The sequence below is a fragment of the Microbulbifer jejuensis genome (genome assembly GCF_047289955.1).
GTDB lineage: Bacteria > Pseudomonadota > Gammaproteobacteria > Pseudomonadales > Cellvibrionaceae > Microbulbifer.
Genome location: NZ_JBLBUB010000012.1, coordinates 79,022 through 98,240, shown reverse-complemented (window position 1 = coordinate 98,240; position 19,219 = coordinate 79,022). Strand labels below are relative to the sequence as shown.

At 55.3% G+C, this 19,219-nt stretch carries 14 protein-coding genes; 10 read left to right on the top strand and 4 right to left on the bottom strand.

Features of this window, described 5'->3' with window-relative positions:
- Positions 1–26: 26 nt before the first annotated feature.
- Positions 27–608, bottom strand: a complete 582-nt coding sequence (locus ACL7TT_RS09545) for a superoxide dismutase (protein ID WP_413394976.1) — start codon at positions 606–608, stop codon at positions 27–29.
- Positions 609–939: 331 nt separating this feature from the next.
- Here ACL7TT_RS09545 and ACL7TT_RS09540 point away from each other — a divergent pair, with 331 nt between their 5' ends.
- Together ACL7TT_RS09540 and ACL7TT_RS09535 are read left to right on the top strand one after the other, a co-directional pair.
- The gene (locus tag ACL7TT_RS09540) at positions 940–1,695 is read left to right on the top strand and encodes a hypothetical protein (protein WP_413394974.1); all 756 of its coding nucleotides are present in this window, start codon (positions 940–942) and stop codon (positions 1,693–1,695) included.
- 149 nt (positions 1,696–1,844) lie between these two features.
- On the top strand, positions 1,845–3,353 hold the full coding sequence (locus tag ACL7TT_RS09535) for a fumarate hydratase (protein ID WP_413394972.1): 1,509 nt from the start codon (positions 1,845–1,847) through the stop codon (positions 3,351–3,353).
- 160 nt (positions 3,354–3,513) lie between these two features.
- Here ACL7TT_RS09535 and ACL7TT_RS09530 read toward each other — a convergent pair whose 3' ends face one another.
- Together ACL7TT_RS09530 and ACL7TT_RS09525 are read right to left on the bottom strand one after the other, a co-directional pair.
- Positions 3,514–4,839 carry an MFS transporter gene (locus ACL7TT_RS09530; RefSeq protein ID WP_413394970.1) on the bottom strand — a complete coding sequence of 442 codons (1,326 nt, stop codon included), beginning with the start codon at positions 4,837–4,839 and terminating at the stop codon, positions 3,514–3,516.
- A gap of 314 nt (positions 4,840–5,153) precedes the next feature.
- On the bottom strand, positions 5,154–5,918 hold the full coding sequence (locus ACL7TT_RS09525; RefSeq protein ID WP_413394968.1) for a hypothetical protein: 765 nt from the start codon (positions 5,916–5,918) through the stop codon (positions 5,154–5,156).
- Between the two features lie 817 nt (positions 5,919–6,735).
- On the opposite strand from ACL7TT_RS09525, the gene ACL7TT_RS09520 reads away from it, so the two are divergent.
- Both ACL7TT_RS09520 and ACL7TT_RS09515 read left to right on the top strand, forming a co-directional pair.
- Complete coding sequence (locus ACL7TT_RS09520; RefSeq protein ID WP_299945042.1) at positions 6,736–7,080, top strand: 4a-hydroxytetrahydrobiopterin dehydratase; 345 nt, start codon at positions 6,736–6,738, stop codon at positions 7,078–7,080.
- A gap of 218 nt (positions 7,081–7,298) precedes the next feature.
- Positions 7,299–7,766, top strand: a complete 468-nt coding sequence (locus tag ACL7TT_RS09515) for an OsmC family protein (RefSeq protein ID WP_413394966.1) — start codon at positions 7,299–7,301, stop codon at positions 7,764–7,766.
- 62 nt (positions 7,767–7,828) lie between these two features.
- Here the strand turns inward: ACL7TT_RS09515 and ACL7TT_RS09510 are convergent, their stop codons facing one another.
- A complete protein-coding gene (locus ACL7TT_RS09510; RefSeq protein ID WP_299945038.1) occupies positions 7,829–8,728 on the bottom strand; it encodes an AraC family transcriptional regulator in 900 nt (299 codons plus the stop codon).
- A gap of 149 nt (positions 8,729–8,877) precedes the next feature.
- On the opposite strand from ACL7TT_RS09510, the gene ACL7TT_RS09505 reads away from it, so the two are divergent.
- From ACL7TT_RS09505 to ACL7TT_RS09480, 6 genes are all read left to right on the top strand, one after another.
- The gene (locus ACL7TT_RS09505) at positions 8,878–9,270 is read left to right on the top strand and encodes a hypothetical protein (protein WP_413394965.1); all 393 of its coding nucleotides are present in this window, start codon (positions 8,878–8,880) and stop codon (positions 9,268–9,270) included.
- Between the two features lie 423 nt (positions 9,271–9,693).
- Complete coding sequence (locus tag ACL7TT_RS09500) at positions 9,694–10,230, top strand: gamma carbonic anhydrase family protein (RefSeq protein WP_299945034.1); 537 nt, start codon at positions 9,694–9,696, stop codon at positions 10,228–10,230.
- Complete coding sequence (locus ACL7TT_RS09495; protein WP_299945031.1) at positions 10,223–10,438, top strand: DUF1289 domain-containing protein; 216 nt, start codon at positions 10,223–10,225, stop codon at positions 10,436–10,438. The genes ACL7TT_RS09500 and ACL7TT_RS09495 overlap by 8 nt, the downstream gene beginning before the upstream one ends.
- A gap of 58 nt (positions 10,439–10,496) precedes the next feature.
- Entirely contained in the window at positions 10,497–14,012 is a 3,516-nt protein-coding gene (dnaE, locus tag ACL7TT_RS09490; protein ID WP_413394964.1) for a DNA polymerase III subunit alpha, read from the top strand.
- A gap of 93 nt (positions 14,013–14,105) precedes the next feature.
- The gene (locus tag ACL7TT_RS09485) at positions 14,106–15,062 is read left to right on the top strand and encodes an acetyl-CoA carboxylase carboxyltransferase subunit alpha (RefSeq protein WP_413394963.1); all 957 of its coding nucleotides are present in this window, start codon (positions 14,106–14,108) and stop codon (positions 15,060–15,062) included.
- Between the two features lie 1,018 nt (positions 15,063–16,080).
- Positions 16,081–19,131 carry a TonB-dependent receptor gene (locus ACL7TT_RS09480; protein ID WP_413394962.1) on the top strand — a complete coding sequence of 1,017 codons (3,051 nt, stop codon included), beginning with the start codon at positions 16,081–16,083 and terminating at the stop codon, positions 19,129–19,131.
- Positions 19,132–19,219: the final 88 nt, after the last annotated feature.

Sequence of the window (19,219 nt, the reverse complement as noted above, 5' to 3'; positions counted from 1 at the left end):
TGGCCCGCTATTAAGTGATTTTGTGATCAGGCGAAGTTCTGGTTTACAAATTCCCAGTTTACCAGGGCCCAGAAGGCTTCCATGTACTTCGGGCGCAGGTTTCGGTAATCGATGTAGTAGGCATGTTCCCACACATCGCAGGTCAATAGGGGGGTTAGCCCCTCTTCGGTCAATGGGGTGCCGGCATTTGAGGTATTTATGATAGCGACTGAGCCGTCAGGTTTCTTCACCAGCCAGGTCCAGCCGGAGCCGAAGTTGTTCACAGCGCTGGTGGTGAACTCTTCTTTGAACTTGTCAAAGCCGCCGAAAGCCGAGTTGATGGCTTCTGCAACGACACCACTGGCTTCACCGCCACCATTGGGGCTGAGGCAGTTCCAGTAGAAAGTGTGGTTCCAGACCTGTGCGGCATTATTGAATACGCCAGCGGAGGAGGACTTGACCACCTCTTCCAGGGATTTGTCGGCGTCGGCGGTGCCCTCTAACAGGCCGTTTAGCTTGTCGACGTAAGTTTTGTGGTGCTTGCCGTAGTGGTACTCCAGGGTTTCTTCGGAGATATGTGGTTCCAGGGCATTCTTCGCGTAGGGGAGTTCGGGCAATTCGAAAGCCATGGTGTCTTCCTTCCTTTGTCTGAGGTTATTGGTGAGAGTATTCTACACGCGCTGCGTGTCGGAATTAAGCCGGTGCAATGGAATAGAGGAAGCCGGTACGATTTGCTCAAACTCAAGGGGAGGGGTTTCGTGCCGGCATCGCCCGACTGTCGTCTATTATTACCATTGAACGCTTACTTTTTCGTCAATTTTTGGTATAACTGCCGCAGAATTCGACGAATCTGTCTCAACTTAATTGGCACGTAAGTATTGGTTGGCCGCTACTGGAATAGAGTGATGCCGGACTGACCAGTACTCGACCTACCAGAAAAGTCACCGGGTGTATCGATCCATGCAACGCAAAGAGCCCACACTGGACGGCAATGCCGCTATTGAACCATCACTGGACCTCAAACCTTCCGAGTTGCGCGAACAGGTACCAGAGCCTCAGGTCATCGTGGAGGAGCATCGCGGTGGTTTCTCTTTCCTGGGTCTGTGTGCGCTGGTGCTCGCTTTGGGCGGACTCGCCGCATCAGGGTTCCTCTACCAGCAGTGGCAGGCGGGGCGCACGCAACTGGCCAATGCAGAAAACCGCATTGCCGATGCGGAGCATCGCATTGCCGAACTGGAGAAGCGCTTCAATCTGTCCGACGAGGAGTCCACCGCTTCCGTAGAGGTGCTAAATGCCAAAGCCAGGGAGAACACTTCTGAAATCCGCAAGCTCTGGGGCGTCGCCTACGATACCAACCGCAAGAGCATCGCTGCAAACAAGACGACTGCAGCGGCCAACAAAAAGCAGGTTGCCGCGCTCAATACCAAGCTGAACGGCCTCGGCGCCAGTGTGAAAAAGATCGCCGCAGTGGAGTCCGCCCTGGCCGAGCTGCGCAACAGCAACACCCAAAGCAAACGCGAGGTGGCCGACAAACTGTCCCGACTGGAGCGTCAGCTGGTATCGGTGCGCAGTGATCTGACCATGCGAGTCGGGGCCAACGAGGAAGCGGTGGAGTCGATTGATGCTTATCGTCGCTCGGTCAACAAGGATCTGGTGCAGCTGCGCGATGCCATTCGCTCTCTGCAGGTCAGCGAGCCGACAGCTTCCGCGATGTAACCTGAATCTGGACTTCTCAAAGGGCGAACCGGGTGTTCGCCTTTTTTATTGCCACCTGCCCAGGTTGGTAAACAGGACCCTCGGGCCGGGCCAGGACCCCTGCATTTCGTGTAAAATCGCCGGCTTTGTGACGTTAATCGGAGTTGGTTATGACCACTATCTGCCAGGGTGATCTGATCGAAAGCGTGGCCGGCGCGCTGCAATTCATTTCTTACTATCACCCGCAAGACTTCATCCAGGCCCTGGACAAGGCGTACAGGAAGGAGGCCAATCCGGCAGCCAGGGATGCCATGGCACAGATACTGATCAACTCGCGTATGTGTGCCGAGGGGCATCGGCCCATTTGCCAGGACACGGGTATCGTCACTGTCAAACTGAAAGTGGGGATGAATGTGCGCTGGGAAGCGGATATGGGTGTGGCTGATATGGTGAACGAAGGCGTGCGCCGCGCCTACCTGAATAGCAGCAACCTGCTGCGAGCCTCAATTCTTGCGGATCCCGATGGTGAGCGCAGGAACACCGGTGACAACACCCCGGCAGTGATCCACTACGAAATCGTACCCGGCGATACCGTCGAGGTCTATGTGGCGGCCAAGGGCGGTGGCAGCGAGGCCAAGACCAAGTTCGCCATGCTGAACCCCTCCGACTCGGTGATTGACTGGGTTTTGAAGATGGTTCCACAAATGGGTGCCGGCTGGTGCCCCCCTGGCATACTGGGTATTGGTATTGGCGGTACCGCGGAAAAAGCCATGCTACTGGCAAAAGAATCCCTGCTCGATCCGATCGATATCCAGGATCTGCAGGAACGCGGCGCCTCCAACCGCGCCGAGGCGCTGCGCCTGGAATTGTATGACTCTGTGAACAAGTTGGGCATCGGTGCCCAGGGTCTCGGTGGTCTGACCACCGTCCTGGATGTCAAGGTCAAAGACTACCCAACCCATGCAGCCAATAAGGCGGTGGCGATTATTCCCAATTGCGCGGCCACCCGCCACACCCACTTTACCCTGGATGGTAGCGGCCCTGCGCACCAGACGCCGCCCAAGCTGGAAGACTGGCCGCAAATTACCCGTGAAGCCGGCAGCAACACCCGCCGGGTAAACTTGGACTTGGTGACCGCGGAGGAGGTACAGACCTGGCAACCCGGTGAAACCCTGTTGCTCAGCGGAAAAATGCTCACAGGCCGTGATGCAGCCCATAAGAAGATGGTGGATATCCTCGTCAAAGGCGGGAAGCTGCCGGTGAGCCTGGCTGGCCGTTTTATTTACTATGTGGGTCCGGTAGATCCGGTGCGTGATGAAGTGGTCGGCCCTGCAGGTCCCACCACCGCCACACGGATGGATAAATTTACCCGCGCGATGCTTGAGGAAACCGGACTACAAGGCATGATTGGTAAAGCGGAGCGCGGCCCTATGGCAATCGAGGCCATTCGCGATAACCGGGCGGTTTACCTGATGGCTGTGGGCGGTGCCGCCTATTTGGTCGCCCAGGCAATCAAGGCGGCCAGGGTCGTTGCCTTTCCCGAGTTGGGTATGGAAGCCATTTATGAGTTTGACGTGGAAGAGATGCCGGTGACAGTGGCGGTAGACAGCCGGGGTGAGTCGGTACACACCACAGGCCCACTGATCTGGAAGGCCAGGATTGAAGAGGGCCTGGGGTAAGCTTGGGGTTCCTGGTAAGGCCCGGTTCGCTAAAAGACTATTGAGAAAGGCCTTGCATGGCTTCTCTTACCTGTACTGGCCAAGTCGCCTACGTGGTGTCAGAGCACAAAGGTTACGCCCCATCCCCAGTTTTGCACGGTACCGTCTACCTCAAGGGCCCTTAGGTAGACGGTACCTCGGGGAGGGCGACGGCTGGGGCCTCGGTGGGGGGCTTGTCCTCGATTTTGAGGACGGCTGGAAGGGCGAAGCCGATGGCGCCCATAAGAAAGCAGGCGGTGGCGCCGGCGATGTACCAGGCGCGGACGCCGACGAGTTCGGCGATGGGCGCCGCGAGGAGCAGGCCGACCGGGGCCGTGATGCCGGCGAGGCTACCGACCAACGTAAAGATGCGGCCTTGGAAGTCGGGAGCAACGGTCGCCTGCAACACGGCTTGGATTGGACCGTTGACGAGTGTCACGATCACGCCGACGGCAAACATCGCAGCAACGGCGGCGAGCACGGTCGGGGCGATTCCCACGGCCAGCGACGCGCCGCCCATCAAGATGAGGCCAACCAGCGTCGTCACGACACGCCGTTTGAACCCGCCCCAGATACCGAGGAGTATCCCGCCGATGATCGCCCCGACGCCGAATGCCGAATTAATCCAGGCGAGGTCGGTCGCAGTCCCGCTCAGTTCCTCGCTGACGAGCAGCGGAAGAAGCGAGAACGCCGGAATCAACAGCATATTCACGCCCATCGCGATCCCGACGATTCCCAAGTGCCCAGGCCGGTTGCGCAGGTAACGCAGGCCTTCCCCGACATTGAGGAAAGTGCGCTGGACGGGACCGACCGCGTCCGCTTCTTCTTGGGCGGTCTGTTCGGGAGTCCGCTCCGGCTGCGGCACCGTGATAAACAAGAGCGGCAGGATCGCGATCAACGCGGTAAAGACGTCGACCAGCATGATGCCCTTCATACTGAGGGTTGCGACCAACAGGCTGCCGAGTGGAGCCGCGATGACGAGCATCCCGCCCTCCAGCATCTGGTTGATGCCCTGGATGCGAGTCAGGTGGCGCTCGGGAACCATCAGCGTCGTGGATGCGAGCATCGCCGGCGAGTGAAACGTCGCGCCGATCGCACGGATCAAGAGCGCGGCAAAGACGGCGCCGATACTGGCCAGGTCCATCGCGAAGAGAACGACGAGCCCCAATGACGTGACGGCCACCATGGCGTCGGCAGCCAGCATCACACGCTTGCGATTCCAACGGTCGACGAGCGCTCCGGCAAACGGACCCATAATGATCGGAGGCAAGAGTCCGAAGAATGACGCCGTGGCGAGGACTGTAGCGGAACCCGTCTCCGCGGTCAGCCACCAGATGATGGCGAACTGCACGGTCTGGCTGCCGAGGAGCGAAAGCGCCTGCCCGATCCAAAGGATGAAGAACGGGCGCATGGGGCGAGCGTCCTGCGGGGCGCCAATCTGGGGTTCGATGGTGTCCAGGGCAGTCATCGGTGCTCTCCATCATCTTGTCAGGTGATGCGGCGATGGCATCTTCCGTTTCGTAGTGAGCTGTCTCTGTGTGACCTCGCCCGGATGGCAGCGTCTCGCACACGAGGATGGATTAGGTACTATTGTTGTTTTCTGGGCTCAGAGTTCCAGCCTGTTGCGGTGTATATCGACGGGGATACGCCCGGTGGGCCATGCGGAAATACAAGCGCTTGCGCGGCCACAAGGTGAGAGCATTCGCCTGGCGTGATCGCTCCCAGTTTTTTTGTGTCTTAATTGAGCGCCTTACGGCAATGACAGAAAGTTCTGTCTCCAATTTAGATTTTAAAGCTATTCATTAGCGCAGACCACTGCCTTTCCAGTTGTGCAAAGCTTTTCCCCGTAACGTCTTTTGGCTGTTGGCCTTTATATAATTTCCAATAAGCATCCAGTCCATAGTTTTCTATTAGAAATTGTGTGAATGCACCCTCTTGAAGGTAGGCCAGTTGCCTACCCAAGCCTGTTCTTGCCGAATGTCTTACTTCTTCTGTTTGTTTTAATGGTATTAGTCCACCGTACTCAATCGATTTTTCAAGCACTGCACGGTATAAATCCTTGCCAAAATCAGGGTATCCCGGAGATTCGCCAAACCGATGCTGCATGAAAACGGCTAAACCATCGTCATAAAACCGATCCTCATAGCCATTTTTCTTGTTCTTTCGGTAAGCACTTACGGCATATACATGAGTAAGCTCGTGAATAACCGCCATTCCCGCGTGTTCCTGATCATTTTCCAAAAAAGTATTTAAGACTCTCTGTTCAGGAATATGAATGGTGTTCCAGTTTTGATAAGGTGTGCGCCGTTGTTTGGAAATGTATACAACCAAAGGTTCTTTAATGGGGGTGCCTGTATATTCTCCGGTTTGTTTCAAGTAGGCTAAAACCACTTCTCTATTGTCTTTCACCCTTTTTGCCAACTGCTCAACAGCACTCTTAGGGACATTGTCATCATACTCAATTGTGAAATGTTCCGTTTCATAGCTTTTTGCCATTACGCAGGAAGAAAAAAACCACAACGAAAAAGCAAATATTTTTTTAAGCATACCAATTGTGTCCTTTTCTTATACTGGCCATGAATATATGGGGTTTGACGCGGGCCAAGCCGTCATCGGTTTAATTCGGATCGGGTTTCCCAGCGAATGCTGTTTCTTTTCTGTGCCAAGTTTGTGCAAGCTCCGGTTTAAATCCTGCTCAAGTTTAATTCTATTGGTCATTTCGTCATTCAGTATACGATGGGATTGGTGAAGATCAATAGGACGCCTATCAACGTTGCTAAGCATATCAATGGATATTACGTCAAAACGTCAATTCCCCACTTGGATCTGTATCGCAGATTGAATCACCTACAATACATCCTGTATCGGTTTGGGGCAGGAGAAGCCGAGCGTGATGGGCCTGACCTTAATGCGTGTGATTCGGTCTTGGCACTTGCTAGTAAGGCAGGAGGGAAGCATACCCCTCTGCCAGGATCGTATGAGGCACGGGTGCCGATTACGAGTGGTCAGGGATGTATTCACAGTGCGTCGTGGGAAAGGGTAAAGCGCTCAAGCCGTTAAAACACTGGTCATACCGTGTACCAGGTGGACAATAACGACAGGTTCTCGGCGCCTGTTGCCATAAGAGCGGTGTACCCCATTGCGCTAAAGCCCCCTGTTTGACTCTATTGACTGACAGGGTGCGGCGACACTGGCTGCCTCTGTGCAGAGCGCCCCAAAAGCTAATCGCATGCAGTGCCATATTGGTGTCGCAAAACCGTATAAAATGCGTTTTTAGGGTGCGCGCTTGTTTCATTGAAGTCCCCCGGTTAGAGTGGCCCCAGGTAATACAAGGGATAACAAGCAAGGTTTTGAGGGCCCATCCATGACCGAACTAGCTCAACAACAATGTGAAGCCTGCCGCGCAGATGCGCCGCTTGTCAGTGACAATGAACTGCCAGGGCTATTGCGACAAATCCCCGACTGGACGCCGGCCACCCGAGACGGAATCCTGCAGCTGGAGCGTGTTTTCAAATTTCGCAATTTCAAACAGGCATTGGCCTTTACCAACCGGGTTGGCGCCATTGCCGAAGAAGTGGGACACCACCCGGCGCTGCTGACCGAGTGGGGCAAAGTCACCGTGACCTGGTGGAGCCATGAAGCCAAGGGCCTGCACAAGAATGACTTTATTATGGCTGCACGTACGGATCAGCAAGTGGACGCGGACTAGGCAAAGTCCTCGGTTATTGATCCAGTAGTGTAGTGGCATAGAGAAATGATCTCCCTGCCTGTGTTCAATTCTTTTGGCCGGAAGGCGGTACAAGGCAGGTCCGTGCCGGCTTAATGCCGGCCACCTGTGGCATCCAAATCCAATGCTTGCAGATAGCCTTAAACCGGCAGGGAGCGCAGCCTGGGTTGGTGTGGATGCCGGCGGGAAGGAGACGCAAGTTGTCTGAGTATACATCCACGGTTGTCTGGCAGCGCGATGGCCAGATCTTTACCGATAACCAATACAGTCGCGCGCACACTTGGCGGTTTGATGGCGGTGTATCAGTACCGGCTTCCGCCTCCCCACAGGTAGTCCCAGTCCCTTATTCAGTGGCGGAGCATGTCGATCCGGAAGAGGCCTTTGTGGCGGCACTCTCCAGCTGCCACATGCTGTTTTTCCTCGCCGTGGCGGCCAAGCGCGGTTTTGTTGTGGATGAGTACTGCGATGAAGCGGTGGGCGTGATGGGTGCCATTGCGGGAGGTGGAATGGCCGTTACAAAGGTCACCCTGCGCCCTCAAGTGCTTTTCTCCGGTGACAAAGGCCCCACTCGGGCACAGTTGGAAAAAATGCACCACCTGTCCCACAAGCAGTGCTTTATTGCCAACTCCGTGAAGACCGAGGTGGTAACCGAGATTCGTGTGCCTTAGGTTTAGGTCTTACCCACCAACAACACCTTGTCTCCACAACAACACTACACAGCCTGAACGGGCTATTCACACTCCCGTTTGCGGTATTGGCCCGGTGAACATCCGGTAACCTGTTTGAATGCCTTTCGGAAGGCGGCTTCGGATTGATAACCAGCTTCTTCAGCAATATCTGCGATACCGCGCTGGCTGGTCAAGAGGCACTCTTGTGCACTGCGCATACGCCATTGCGTAAGGTATTGCATCGGCGTGATATTGACCAGATCGCGGAAGTGGTTGACAAAGGCCGTTCTACCCATGGCGACGGCATGTGCAAGAGTATCGAGTGTCCAGGGTTTTTCCGGCTCGTTGTGCATCAGGTTTAGGGCCTTGCCGATTTTCGGATCCGCTAATGCGCCCAACAAGCCGTGTTGTTCAGTTCGGTGCATTTGCAGGCGCAACACCTCGATGAACAGCAGGTAAGCCAGGTGGTTTGCAGCTGCGAAACAGCCCATCTCCCGTGTCTGAAGTTCATTGATTAAAAGATCGACAATGGTGCGGATTTGTGGCTGGCAACTCTGTATTCGAAAATCCAGAATCACTGCGGGTGGCATGGCATCCAGTAATGGCCAGGCATTTCGGCTGCTGAATTCGAAAAAGCCACAGACCATGTTGGCAGAAACCGCCTGGTGCTGGTCGATCGGTTGATTGACTTGATCCTGCGGGGGTTCTTTCGATTCACTCGACATCACATGCTGGTGGTCATAGGGAAACAACACCAGATCACCAGCTGTCAACAGGGTTGGTTCCTGGCCAGGTCGATGCAGCCAGGCCTTGCCCAATGTCAGCAGGTGAAACGGCATACGCCGTGAACCCGACGTATCAATCGCCCAGTGGCCACAGAAATCTCCGTGGGCGTAGACATCCACTCTCAGTCCAAGGCCCTGCAGAATCTTGCTCAAGGCATCCTTGTCATCCAGATACATAACAGCCGTATAACCAGTAAAAGCACAAGAATGTACTATTTGATCGAAAAGATGAACAAAAAGGCATATTAAGTACATCCATCTCTACTTTATAGTCCATTTCGCAACCTGGTTGCAAACACTGATCAAACATTTTGGAGAGATGAACCATGTCAATCAGAAAGACCTTAGCCCTGTTTATTCTGGCCACCGGGCTTTTGATGGCTGCGGTAGGTTTTGCCGGCACACCGCAAAAAAATAGTGACGGCGTGACTGTGATCCACCTTGATGAATACAACGGCTATTTTGAGGCCAAGGAAACCGTGGCCGGTTTGAAAGCCGGTGAGTACGAATTCGTTGTTACCAATAAAGCGAATAAGCTGGTGGGATTTCAAATCCAGAACTATAAAACCCGCGCCAGGTTAGACATGTTTTCATTGGAACCGGGTGAGACACGCACCTCGCGGGTGACCGTTACTGAGGATGGTGTCCGTTTCCGCTGCCCCATTAACCCGACGCCTTGGTACGACCTGGACGTTATCTCACCGGCGGAATCCTCATAAGCCCCAATAGAGGCTGAATGGACTCCTTATGAGTAGGGATGTCGGCCTGCCCTGCTGACGTCCCTGAGATCGACTGCCCGAGTGGCCGCCGCCGGCACCTATGATGCCCAAAGACAATGGCATGCCCCCGCCTGAAACAATCCCCCCAAGATAACAGTCACAACCTGTCCTGCCTGTACCCGTGTGTTTTACCCGGCCCGCCAAATGGACCCACCGACATAGTCAGGACTGGAGACCTGAGCGGGAGGATTTTTTAAGGGATTTGCTTGGAGATTTACACCTGAACGGGGTGTTCATCTGTTCGCAGGATTGACAAAATTCCCGGCCAGTGTTCAGGCCAAAAAACACCGGATTTATCCACTGGCCACAGCCTTGCCAGCGCGGGATAATAAGTCATAGCAGTCCCATCAAAGCGGAGACCGGATGCTGTACAGATTGGGGAGTCAACAGCCACAGTTGGTAGGCGAAGGCCACTATATCGCCCCCGGTGCCCATATCATCGGTGATGTGCGCATGCTCAGACACAGTTCTGTGTGGTTTAATGCGGTGGTGCGCGGAGACTGTGCACCGATCACCATCGGTGAGTACAGCAATGTACAGGACGGTGCGGTACTGCACGCCGACCCCGGCAGTCCGCTGGTGGTGGGTACCGGTGTCACTGTCGGCCACAAGGTGATGCTGCACGGCTGTGATATTGGCGATTACAGCCTGATAGGGATCAATGCGGTGGTGTTGAACCGGGCCGTGATCGGCAAGTGCTGTATTATCGGCGCCAATGCGCTGGTCGCCGAGGATACCGTGGTGCCCGATTACTCTATGGTAGTGGGCACCCCCGGCAAGGTGGTGAAGACCCTGGATCAAGCCGTCGGCGAGTTGCTCAAAGCCAGCAGTGACCACTATGCGGCGAACGGCAAGTACTTTGCCGGGCAGTTGGTACCCCTTGGGGCCGAAGATGTGTAAACAGCCGGTAAAACCCCCCGTATCGGCACAGCGCCCGGTCCAGTCCCCCTGTATTTCCGTATGTGCCCTCAATGCCAGTGATATATGTGAGGGCTGTTTTCGCAGCGCGGGAGAGATCAGCCGCTGGGGTGCCATGAATAACGATGAGCGCCGTACGGTGCTGAAGCGCTGCACCGAGCGGGCACGGCAGATGGGCCGTATTTGGTAAATAATTGAATGTGCTCTGCCGGGTCTAAGCCCCACAGGGCCCTGAGTAAAACGCACACATGACCCAATCCTTTGTCCACTTAAGAGTCCACTCTGAATTTTCCCTGATGGATGGCCTGGTGCGTATCAAGCCCGCCATCGCCCGTGCCCGGGAGTTGCAGATGCCGGCTTTGGCGCTGACTGACCAGTGCAACCTGTACGGCCAGATAAAATTTTACCGGGCCTGTCTCAGCGCCGGTATCAAGCCGGTGACCGGGGCGGATTTCTGGCTAAATGAAGGTGGCGAAGGCAAACCGACACTGTTCACCCTCTATGCCATGAATGGCGATGGTTACCGCAATATCATTGCGCTGATTTCGCGCGCCTGGATGGAGGGGCAGTATCACGGTAATGCCTATGTAAAGCGCGAGTGGATGCGGGAGTACAGTGCAGGCGTGTTGATGCTGTCCGGTGCCAAATATGGTGATGTTGGGCGTGCCCTGGTTGCCGGGCGCCGTACCCAGGCGGAGGAGTTGGCCCGGGAGTGGGCAGAATTGTTCCCCGATCGCTACTATCTGGAGCTGCAGCGCACCGGTCGTGCAGGCGACGAGGAGTACCTGCACGGGGCAGTGGATCTGGCCCAGGCACTGAACCTGCCGGTGGTGGCCACCAACGACGTGCGCTTTATGGCTGAGAGTGAGTTCGAGGCCCACGAGGTGCGTGTGTGTATCCACGAGGGGCGCACGCTCGACGATCCGCGCCGGGAGCGCCGTTATTCCGCCGAGCAGTATTTTCGCACACCCGAGGAGATGTGGGCGCTGTTCAGCGATCTTCCCGAAGCGCTGCAGAACACTGTGGAAATCGCCAGGCGCTGCTCAGCGCCGATTCAGCTGGGTAAGTACTTCCTGCCGGAATACCCGATTCCCGGGGGCATGACCGAAGGCCAGTTCTTTGAGAAAATCTCCAAAGAGGGTCTGGAAAAGCGCCTGGAAAAAACCCTGGACCGCTCTGCCCCAGAGTATACAGAGCGGCGCAGGGTCTACGAGGCGCGCTTGCGCTTCGAACTCGACATCATTCTCCAGATGGGTTTTCCGGGCTACTTCCTGATCGTGATGGACTTTATCCAGTGGGCCAAGGATCACGATATTCCGGTGGGACCAGGAAGGGGCTCCGGTGCCGGCTCACTGGTGGCTTACGCACTGGATATCACCGACCTGGACCCACTGCAATACGACCTGCTGTTTGAGCGATTCCTCAACCCAGAGCGGGTTTCCATGCCCGATTTCGATATCGACTTCTGTATGGAGAAGCGCGATCGGGTGATCGGTTATGTGGCCGACAACTACGGCCGCCAGGCGGTAAGCCAGATCATCACTTTTGGCACCATGGCCGCGAAGGCAGTGGTACGTGATGTGGCGCGGGTGCAGGGCAAGTCCTACGGCCTTGCCGACAAGCTGTCGAAAATGATCCCGCCGGATGTGGGGATGACCCTCAACAAGGCCTACGACCAGGAAGATGTGCTGCGGGAGTTTCTCAAGAGCGACGATGAGGGCCAGGAAATCTGGGAGATGGCCCTGCAACTCGAAGGGGTTTCACGCAATGTGGGCAAACACGCAGGGGGTGTGGTGATCGCGCCCACCAAGCTCACGGACTTTGCCCCCCTTTATTGCGACGAAACCGGCGCGGGTCTGGTCACACAGTTCGATAAAAACGATGTGGAGGATGCGGGACTCGTCAAATTTGATTTCCTCGGCCTGCGCACCCTGACCATTATCGACTGGGCCAAGCACATGGTGGATAAGCAGCGCGCCCGCGACGGGCTGGCGCCGCTGGATATCGCCGCGCTACCGCTGGACGATGAAAAAACCTTCAAGATGCTCAAACGGGCCGAGACCATTGCGGTGTTCCAGCTGGAATCCCGCGGTATGAAGGATTTGATCAAGCGTCTGCAGCCAGACAGCCTGGAGGACATGATTGCCCTGGTGGCCCTGTTTCGCCCGGGCCCTTTGCAGTCCGGCATGGTGGACGATTTTATCAATCGCAAACACGGCCGTGCCCAGGTGGCCTATCCGGATGCCAAGTATCAGCATGAGAAGCTGCAGCCTATCCTGGAGCCCACCTACGGCGTGATCGTCTACCAGGAACAGGTGATGCAGATCGCTCAGGAACTGGCAGGCTACACGCTCGGTGGTGCGGATCTGTTGCGCCGCGCCATGGGAAAGAAGAAACCGGAGGAAATGGCCAAGCAGCGTGCTGTTTTCGAAAGCGGTGCCAAAGCCCAGGGCATTGATCCCACGCTGGCAATGAAAATTTTTGACCTGGTGGAGAAGTTCGCGGGTTACGGCTTTAACAAATCCCACTCCGCCGCCTACGCCCTGGTATCCTACCAGACGGCCTGGTTGAAAGCGCATTATCCGGCCCAGTTTATGGCGGCTACCATGTCCTCGGATATGGACAAAACCGACAAGGTGGTGACCTTTATCGAGGAGTGCCGAGCCATAGGGCTGACACTGGTGCCCCCGGATGTGAACCTGGGTAGCTTCCAGTTCTCAGTGGATATTGATAACCGGATTATTTACGGTCTCGGTGCCATAAAAGGGCTCGGCGAGGGCCCGATTGAAGCGATAATCGCCGCGCGGAAGCAGGGCGGGCCCTTTTGCAACCTGTTCGATTTTTGTGCCCGCGTAGATCCGCGCAAGGTGAACAAGCGCGCAATGGAAGCGCTGGTACGCTCCGGCGCCCTGGATAGCATCGGGCCGGATACCGGCGACGGAGACCTGGGCTACACCCGCGCAGTGCTGTTTAACGTCCTGGATGAGGCGGTTAAAGCGGCGGAGCAGCAGACCGCCAATGCCAACGCCGGCATGATGGACCTGTTCGGGGCGTTGGTACCCCAGAGTGTCGACGGGGATGTGTATGAGGATTTTCGCCGCACCCGCTGTTGGAGTATTCGCGAGCGCCTAGAGGGTGAGAAAAATACCCTCGGCCTATACTTGACCGGCCACCCCATCGACGAGTATGCCGATGAACTGGGGTACCTGGTGAAGGCGCGCATTGCCGATCTCAAGCCGGGGCGCGAATCCCAAAAAGTGGCGGGGCTTGTCGTCGCCATGCGGGTGATGAAAACCAAGCGCGGCGACACTATGGCGATTGTGAGCCTGGATGACCGCAGTGGCCGCATTGAAGCGGCCATATTCAGTGAAGCGTTTGGTGAACACCGCGAGAAGCTCGTAAAGGATGCCCTGCTGGTGCTTGATGGCCCTGTGGCCAACGACGATTACAGTGGCGGTCTGAAGATGACTGTCAACGGGGTCTCGACACTGGACGAACTGCGCCGGCGCAGCGTGCATGGCGTGCGCCTACAGATCCACAGCGGCAGCGCGCAGCAGGGTCTGGCGAAGCAATTGGCTGCCTGCCTGCAGCCGTACACCGGTGGCAACTGCAAGGTTAGTCTTGAAGTGTTGCGCAGTGACGCGCGCGGCCTCTATCGCCTGCCGCCCCAGTGGGATCTGGAGCCCAATGATCAGTTGCTCCAGTCGCTGCGGGAACTGCTGGGGCGCGAACGGGTGGTACTGCAATATGCAGAGCAACACTAAAGTCTATCGGGCTCGACTGGCTGGTTCCGGACAGTTAAGCTATGCCGCTGTGATTGTCCGGTGGCGTTGAAGAGAGTTAAGGGCACAGATTTCATGAATTTTAATTTTCTCGAATTTGAGCAGCCGATTGCGGAGCTGGAAAGCAAGATCAAGGAGTTGCAGCTGGTCGGTGACGATAACGCACTGAATATTGCCGAAGAGGTGGCCCGGCTGCGAGAAAAGAGCAGAAGCTTGACTGAATCCATCTACGCCGACCTGACGCCCTGGCAGGTGGTGCAGGTGGCCCGCCACCCGCAGCGCCCCTATACGAAAGACTACATCGAACGCCTGTTTACTGACTGGGATGAGTTGCACGGCGACCGCCATTTTGGTGATGATCAGGCGATCATTGCCGGTATTGCGCGCCTTGAGGGCACACCCGTGGCGGTAATCGGCGAGGAGAAAGGCCGCTCTGTCAATGAGAAGGTGGCGCGCAACTTCGGTATGCCCAAACCGGAGGGGTACCGCAAGGCGCTGCGTATTATGAAAATGGCGGAGCGCTTCAGGTTGCCGGTGTTGACCCTGATCGACACCCCGGGCGCCTACCCGGGTATCGACAGTGAAGAGCGCGGTATCAGCGAGGCCATTGCCGAAAATCTGGCGGTGATGTCGCGCCTGCGCACGCCCATTATCTGTACCGTGATCGGTGAGGGGTCTTCCGGCGGTGCCCTGGCCATTGGTGTCGGCGACCAGTTGAATATGCTGCAGTACGCCACTTACTTTGTGATCTCCCCGGAGGGTTGTGCCAACATTATCTGGAAAACTGTGGATAAAGCACCGCTGGCAGCCGAGGCCATGGGGGTGACCTCAAGTGTGCTGGAGGAACTGGGTATTGTGGATGAAACCATTCCGGAACCGCTCGGCGGTGCGCACCGGGACCCGGACGCCATGGCGGCGCGCCTGAGGGACAGACTTAGCGATCAACTGGACCAATTACGCACTGTCCCCACTGATGAATTGCTCGAAAAACGCTACCAGCGCCTGATGAGCTACGGTAATACCGCTTCGTAACGCCAACCGTGCCCGGCAAACTGATCGCTTGCCGGGGTGAATGCCAAGCTCAACCAGCCCGGATCGCTGGAAAGAGCTTACGGCGATGGATTGCGGTAGTGGTATGCTATCTGCACAACACGGCCTCCCCCGGCAACTTCATCATTCACGTCGGATTTCAGTCGAAAAAGGGGATATTCACCAAGGCGTAAATACGATCCGGTCCACCCATATTGGGCGAATTACCCCACAAGCGAGCTAACCCCCCCATAATTATCAGCTATCTCTTTTGTAATTTTTCGCGGTTATTGCTTAAGTATTTTTTTGGATTTGTCTAATCAGCGGACTCATTCAATTGATTCTTTTAAAGTCCGGAACAGCGTTGTGTGCTGCGGATCTATTTGCCTGTATCCCCAAAGATGTGCACACACTTTACCTCTGAAGACGGTCGAGTCGTTGTCGGTTGTACACCAAGATCAATCCTTCGAATGGTCTTTTGCTGGCGTTGCGCGTAGGTCCCTTTGTATGCTCTTTGTGTAAAGTGCCGCAAAAATCTTTTCGATCTACTCGCCTATCCAGGTTGGTGAGGAGATCGCGTTAATTCTGCGTGCGAAAGTGGTCTTAGGCATCGAAGAACCCGGGTTGTATTACACTATGGCCCTGGAGTTTCTTTCGATGGCGGTAGTCTGCCACGGATTTGTGGGTTTTAGGCGTGTCCTGAAAAAAGACGAGACACTACCGTCAATTCCCCTTCACCCCCCATCGTTTGACTGGGACTTGTAATCTTAAGCAATCACCTTAGCCAGGGCTTTTCCTTAGGGTACAGTCCCCGCTATCCCGGATTTAATCCGCAATATCCCGTTTATGCCTCTGGCCTAATGGCAGATTGAGTCGAGCAAGGCACACTGCCGGCAGTTTATAAAAACGACCTGTCGCTATGGCTTACAGAAATCCCATTTGTACCGGGGTGTCATAAACCAATCTGCGACAACAGATATTTCCAGTTAGCTTCATAAAATCAATATCCGGGTGATCAGCCATGAGACAAAAGTGTTTTCACAGAAACCGCCTGGCGTTGACTATTTCTGTCGCCCTGGGATTAACCAATGTCCCATTAGCATCGGCGGCGGAAGGCGAAACCCTTCTCGAGGAAGTGACGGTGACAGGCATCCGGGCCAGCCTGAAGACTTCCATGGATGTAAAGCGGGATAGTGCAGGTGTTGTAGATGCAATTTCCGCCGAGGACATGGGCAAGTTTCCGGATTCCAATCTGGCTGAATCCCTGCAGCGTATTACCGGAGTTTCCATCGACCGCCGCAACGGTGAAGGCAGTCGGGTCACCGTGCGTGGGTTTGGGCCGGACTACAACCTTATTACCCTGAATGGCCGCCAGATGCCGTCCACCTCCCTTGTACAAAATGGTGGCGGGGTAAGCCAGGGGCGTGCCTTTGATATGGATAACCTGGCAGCAGAAAGTGTCAGGGCGCTCGAAGTGTACAAAACGGGGCGTGCGGATATTGCCTCTGGCGGAATGGGCGCGACGATTAATGTTATCACCCAGCGACCCTTCGACCGCCCAGGGCTGAACATGTCTCTTGGTGCCAAGGTTCTGGTGGATACTACCAATGTCGTAGGGGATGACTATACGCCGGAGGCTGCGGGACTGTTTAGCTGGACTGATGAAGGGGAGAGGCTTGGTTTTGCCCTAACCGGTTCCTACCAGCGGCGCGACAGCGGCGCGAGTGGTGCCTATACCAATAACTGGATAACCGAAGCTTACGATGGCACCATCCCCCAGTCCCCCGGTAAGGGCTCTGGTGAGCCCATCAATATTCTCAATGAGCCGGAACTGGGGGAATTGAGATCGTTGCCCACGGATCTACGTTATATCCATTCCGACCGTGAGCGTACCCGCATTAATACACAGCTCACATTGCAGTGGCGACCAATCGATACCCTGACCGGCACTGTGGATTACACCTACGCCAGGCAGGATATCTATGAAAACCGTTCGGAACTGTCCGCCTGGATGGACACCTATAAAAGCGATATCGTCTTTGATGCGGGTCCGGTACATACGCCGGCGCTCTATTGGGAAGAGCGCCGCGAACAGAACCCCCGGGATATTGGCCTGGCTCTGCAGCAGCAAAATCAGGTCAATAAACTGGAATCCCTTGGGCTGAATCTGGTATGGCAGCCCAGCGATGAGTTTGAACTGGTGTTCGACGCGCATCAATCCGAGTCCTCCAGTTTGCCAGATGCGGATTACGGAAACTGGATCAATATTGGTCTCGGGGCAAATGTCTCCGCCGGCCAGGGAATCGATTTTACCCGGGATGGCCTGCCCATTCTGGTCGTAGACTTCGATGATGAGGTGTACGGCAATGGCAATGGGAAGCTGGACGAGGGGGAAGTCGGTTCCTCGGTAAGACAGATATTTAATGACCGCGCCTTGGCAGAGTTTACTCAGGCCCGCCTGGGTGCCAACTTTGTGTTCAATGAAGCACATTCGATTGATTTTGGCATTGAATCCCGCGATATGGAAACGCGCCTGCAATCCTCCTTTTATCAGGAGTTGCTGGCCGGAGGATGGGGTATCGCCAATCCCGGTGACGTTCCCGCTGAATACCTGTCTCCGATCGACTATGCCAAGCTTTTCAATGATTATAATTTGTCACTGGGATCAAACAGTCGTGAGTTCTTTGACCTTGTCAGCGATGGTCGGGCTGGGCCACTGCTTCTGGGATATACCGGCAATGCGGCACTTATCGGCAGACATCTCTCCAACGCGGTCGGATTGCCCTGGGCGGTTAACCCGGTGGACAATCTGGATCGCACTGTCCACGAAACGGTCCACGGGGCTTACTCGCAATATTATTTCAGCACGGACTGGCGGGATATGCCGGTGAATCTGGTAGTGGGACTCCGGTATGAGAAAACGGAGATTGAATCCATAGATCTCACCAACTTACCCACCGAAGTAGTCTGGCAGAGTAACAACGATTTCCAAGTTCCTGCCGGTTCCATGGCCACCCCTTACTCTGAAAAGGCGGGATACAATCACTGGCTTCCCAATGTGGACTTTGATATCGAATTTATTCCTGGGTTGAAAGGGCGCTTTTCCTACAGTAAGACGATTGCGCGAGCCAATTACGACCAGATGGGGTCTGCCGCCTCCGGCCTGGGTGGCCCCTCCTTGCCGACCCTACTCTCAGGTTCTGCCCTCGGTACAGCGGGATCGGGCAATCCAGGTATATTGCCACTGGAGTCGGATAATCTGGATCTGTCCCTGGAGTGGTATTTCGATGAGTCCAGCTATGTTTCCATGGGTTATTTTCGCAAGGATGTCGATAACTTTATCGGTACTGCGACAACGGATGTCAACTTGTATGGCCTCACCGATCCCACCAACGGTCCGCGCGCTACCCAGGCAATGGCGGATTTGGCAGCACTGGGAGAGCCACTCAATGATACCAATCTTTTTTCAATGGTTGCGGCCAATATACTCGGGGTTGATTTCTATGACTATACCGCAGAAGAGTTTGAAAATCGGGTCGATGTTACCGGTAATGCTGATGATGAACCCATCATTTTCCGCGTATCACAACCCAAAAATTCTGAGAAGGCGGTGATTGATGGCTGGGAATTGGGCGTTCAGCACTTCTTTGGCGGGACTGGTTTTGGTTTGCAGGCAAACTACACCATTGTGAATGGGGATATTGAGTACGATGTGGAGCAGGACCCTGCGATCAATGGAGGGGAGCAATTTGCCTTAACGGGACTCAGCGATACCGCCAATGTATCGTTGATTTTCGAAAAGTATGGCCTTTCTGCCCGGCTTTCCTATAACTGGAGAGAGGCGTTCCTCGCTGGAATTGAGGATGGCGGAAGGCGTCCACGATATACCGAAGAATACAGTCAGGTGGACCTGAGTATTGGCTATGAAGTGCAAGAAAATCTGAAACTCAGTCTCGAAGGCATCAATCTACTGGGTGAGGACCAACGTCAGTTTGCGCGTTCAACAAGTCAGCTGTTGCGTATGGAGATATTGGGCCCACGCTATGCCCTGAGTGCCCGCTATCATTTTTGAAGGGGGAGCCCTGAGGTCTTGTCAGACCATGCAGGTAGTTTGGGCAAAGAATTTATCCGGCAGGTAACCAGCTTGCCAGACTAACGTG

Bases quoted from the DNA above. Each gene is read 5' to 3' on its own strand.
- ACL7TT_RS09525 (WP_413394968.1), bottom strand. From the start codon at position 5,918: ATGCTTAAAAAAATATTTGCTTTTTCGTTGTGGTTTTTTTCTTCCTGC.
- dnaE (WP_413394964.1), top strand. From the start codon at position 10,497: ATGACCCAATCCTTTGTCCACTTAAGAGTCCACTCTGAATTTTCCCTG.
- ACL7TT_RS09535 (WP_413394972.1), top strand. From the start codon at position 1,845: ATGACCACTATCTGCCAGGGTGATCTGATCGAAAGCGTGGCCGGCGCG.
- ACL7TT_RS09485 (WP_413394963.1), top strand. From the start codon at position 14,106: ATGAATTTTAATTTTCTCGAATTTGAGCAGCCGATTGCGGAGCTGGAA.
- ACL7TT_RS09500 (WP_299945034.1), top strand. From the start codon at position 9,694: ATGCTGTACAGATTGGGGAGTCAACAGCCACAGTTGGTAGGCGAAGGC.
- ACL7TT_RS09520 (WP_299945042.1), top strand. From the start codon at position 6,736: ATGACCGAACTAGCTCAACAACAATGTGAAGCCTGCCGCGCAGATGCG.
- ACL7TT_RS09545 (WP_413394976.1), bottom strand. From the start codon at position 608: ATGGCTTTCGAATTGCCCGAACTCCCCTACGCGAAGAATGCCCTGGAA.
- ACL7TT_RS09510 (WP_299945038.1), bottom strand. From the start codon at position 8,728: ATGTATCTGGATGACAAGGATGCCTTGAGCAAGATTCTGCAGGGCCTT.
- ACL7TT_RS09505 (WP_413394965.1), top strand. From the start codon at position 8,878: ATGTCAATCAGAAAGACCTTAGCCCTGTTTATTCTGGCCACCGGGCTT.
- ACL7TT_RS09495 (WP_299945031.1), top strand. From the start codon at position 10,223: ATGTGTAAACAGCCGGTAAAACCCCCCGTATCGGCACAGCGCCCGGTC.
- ACL7TT_RS09480 (WP_413394962.1), top strand. From the start codon at position 16,081: ATGAGACAAAAGTGTTTTCACAGAAACCGCCTGGCGTTGACTATTTCT.
- ACL7TT_RS09530 (WP_413394970.1), bottom strand. From the start codon at position 4,839: ATGACTGCCCTGGACACCATCGAACCCCAGATTGGCGCCCCGCAGGAC.
- ACL7TT_RS09540 (WP_413394974.1), top strand. From the start codon at position 940: ATGCAACGCAAAGAGCCCACACTGGACGGCAATGCCGCTATTGAACCA.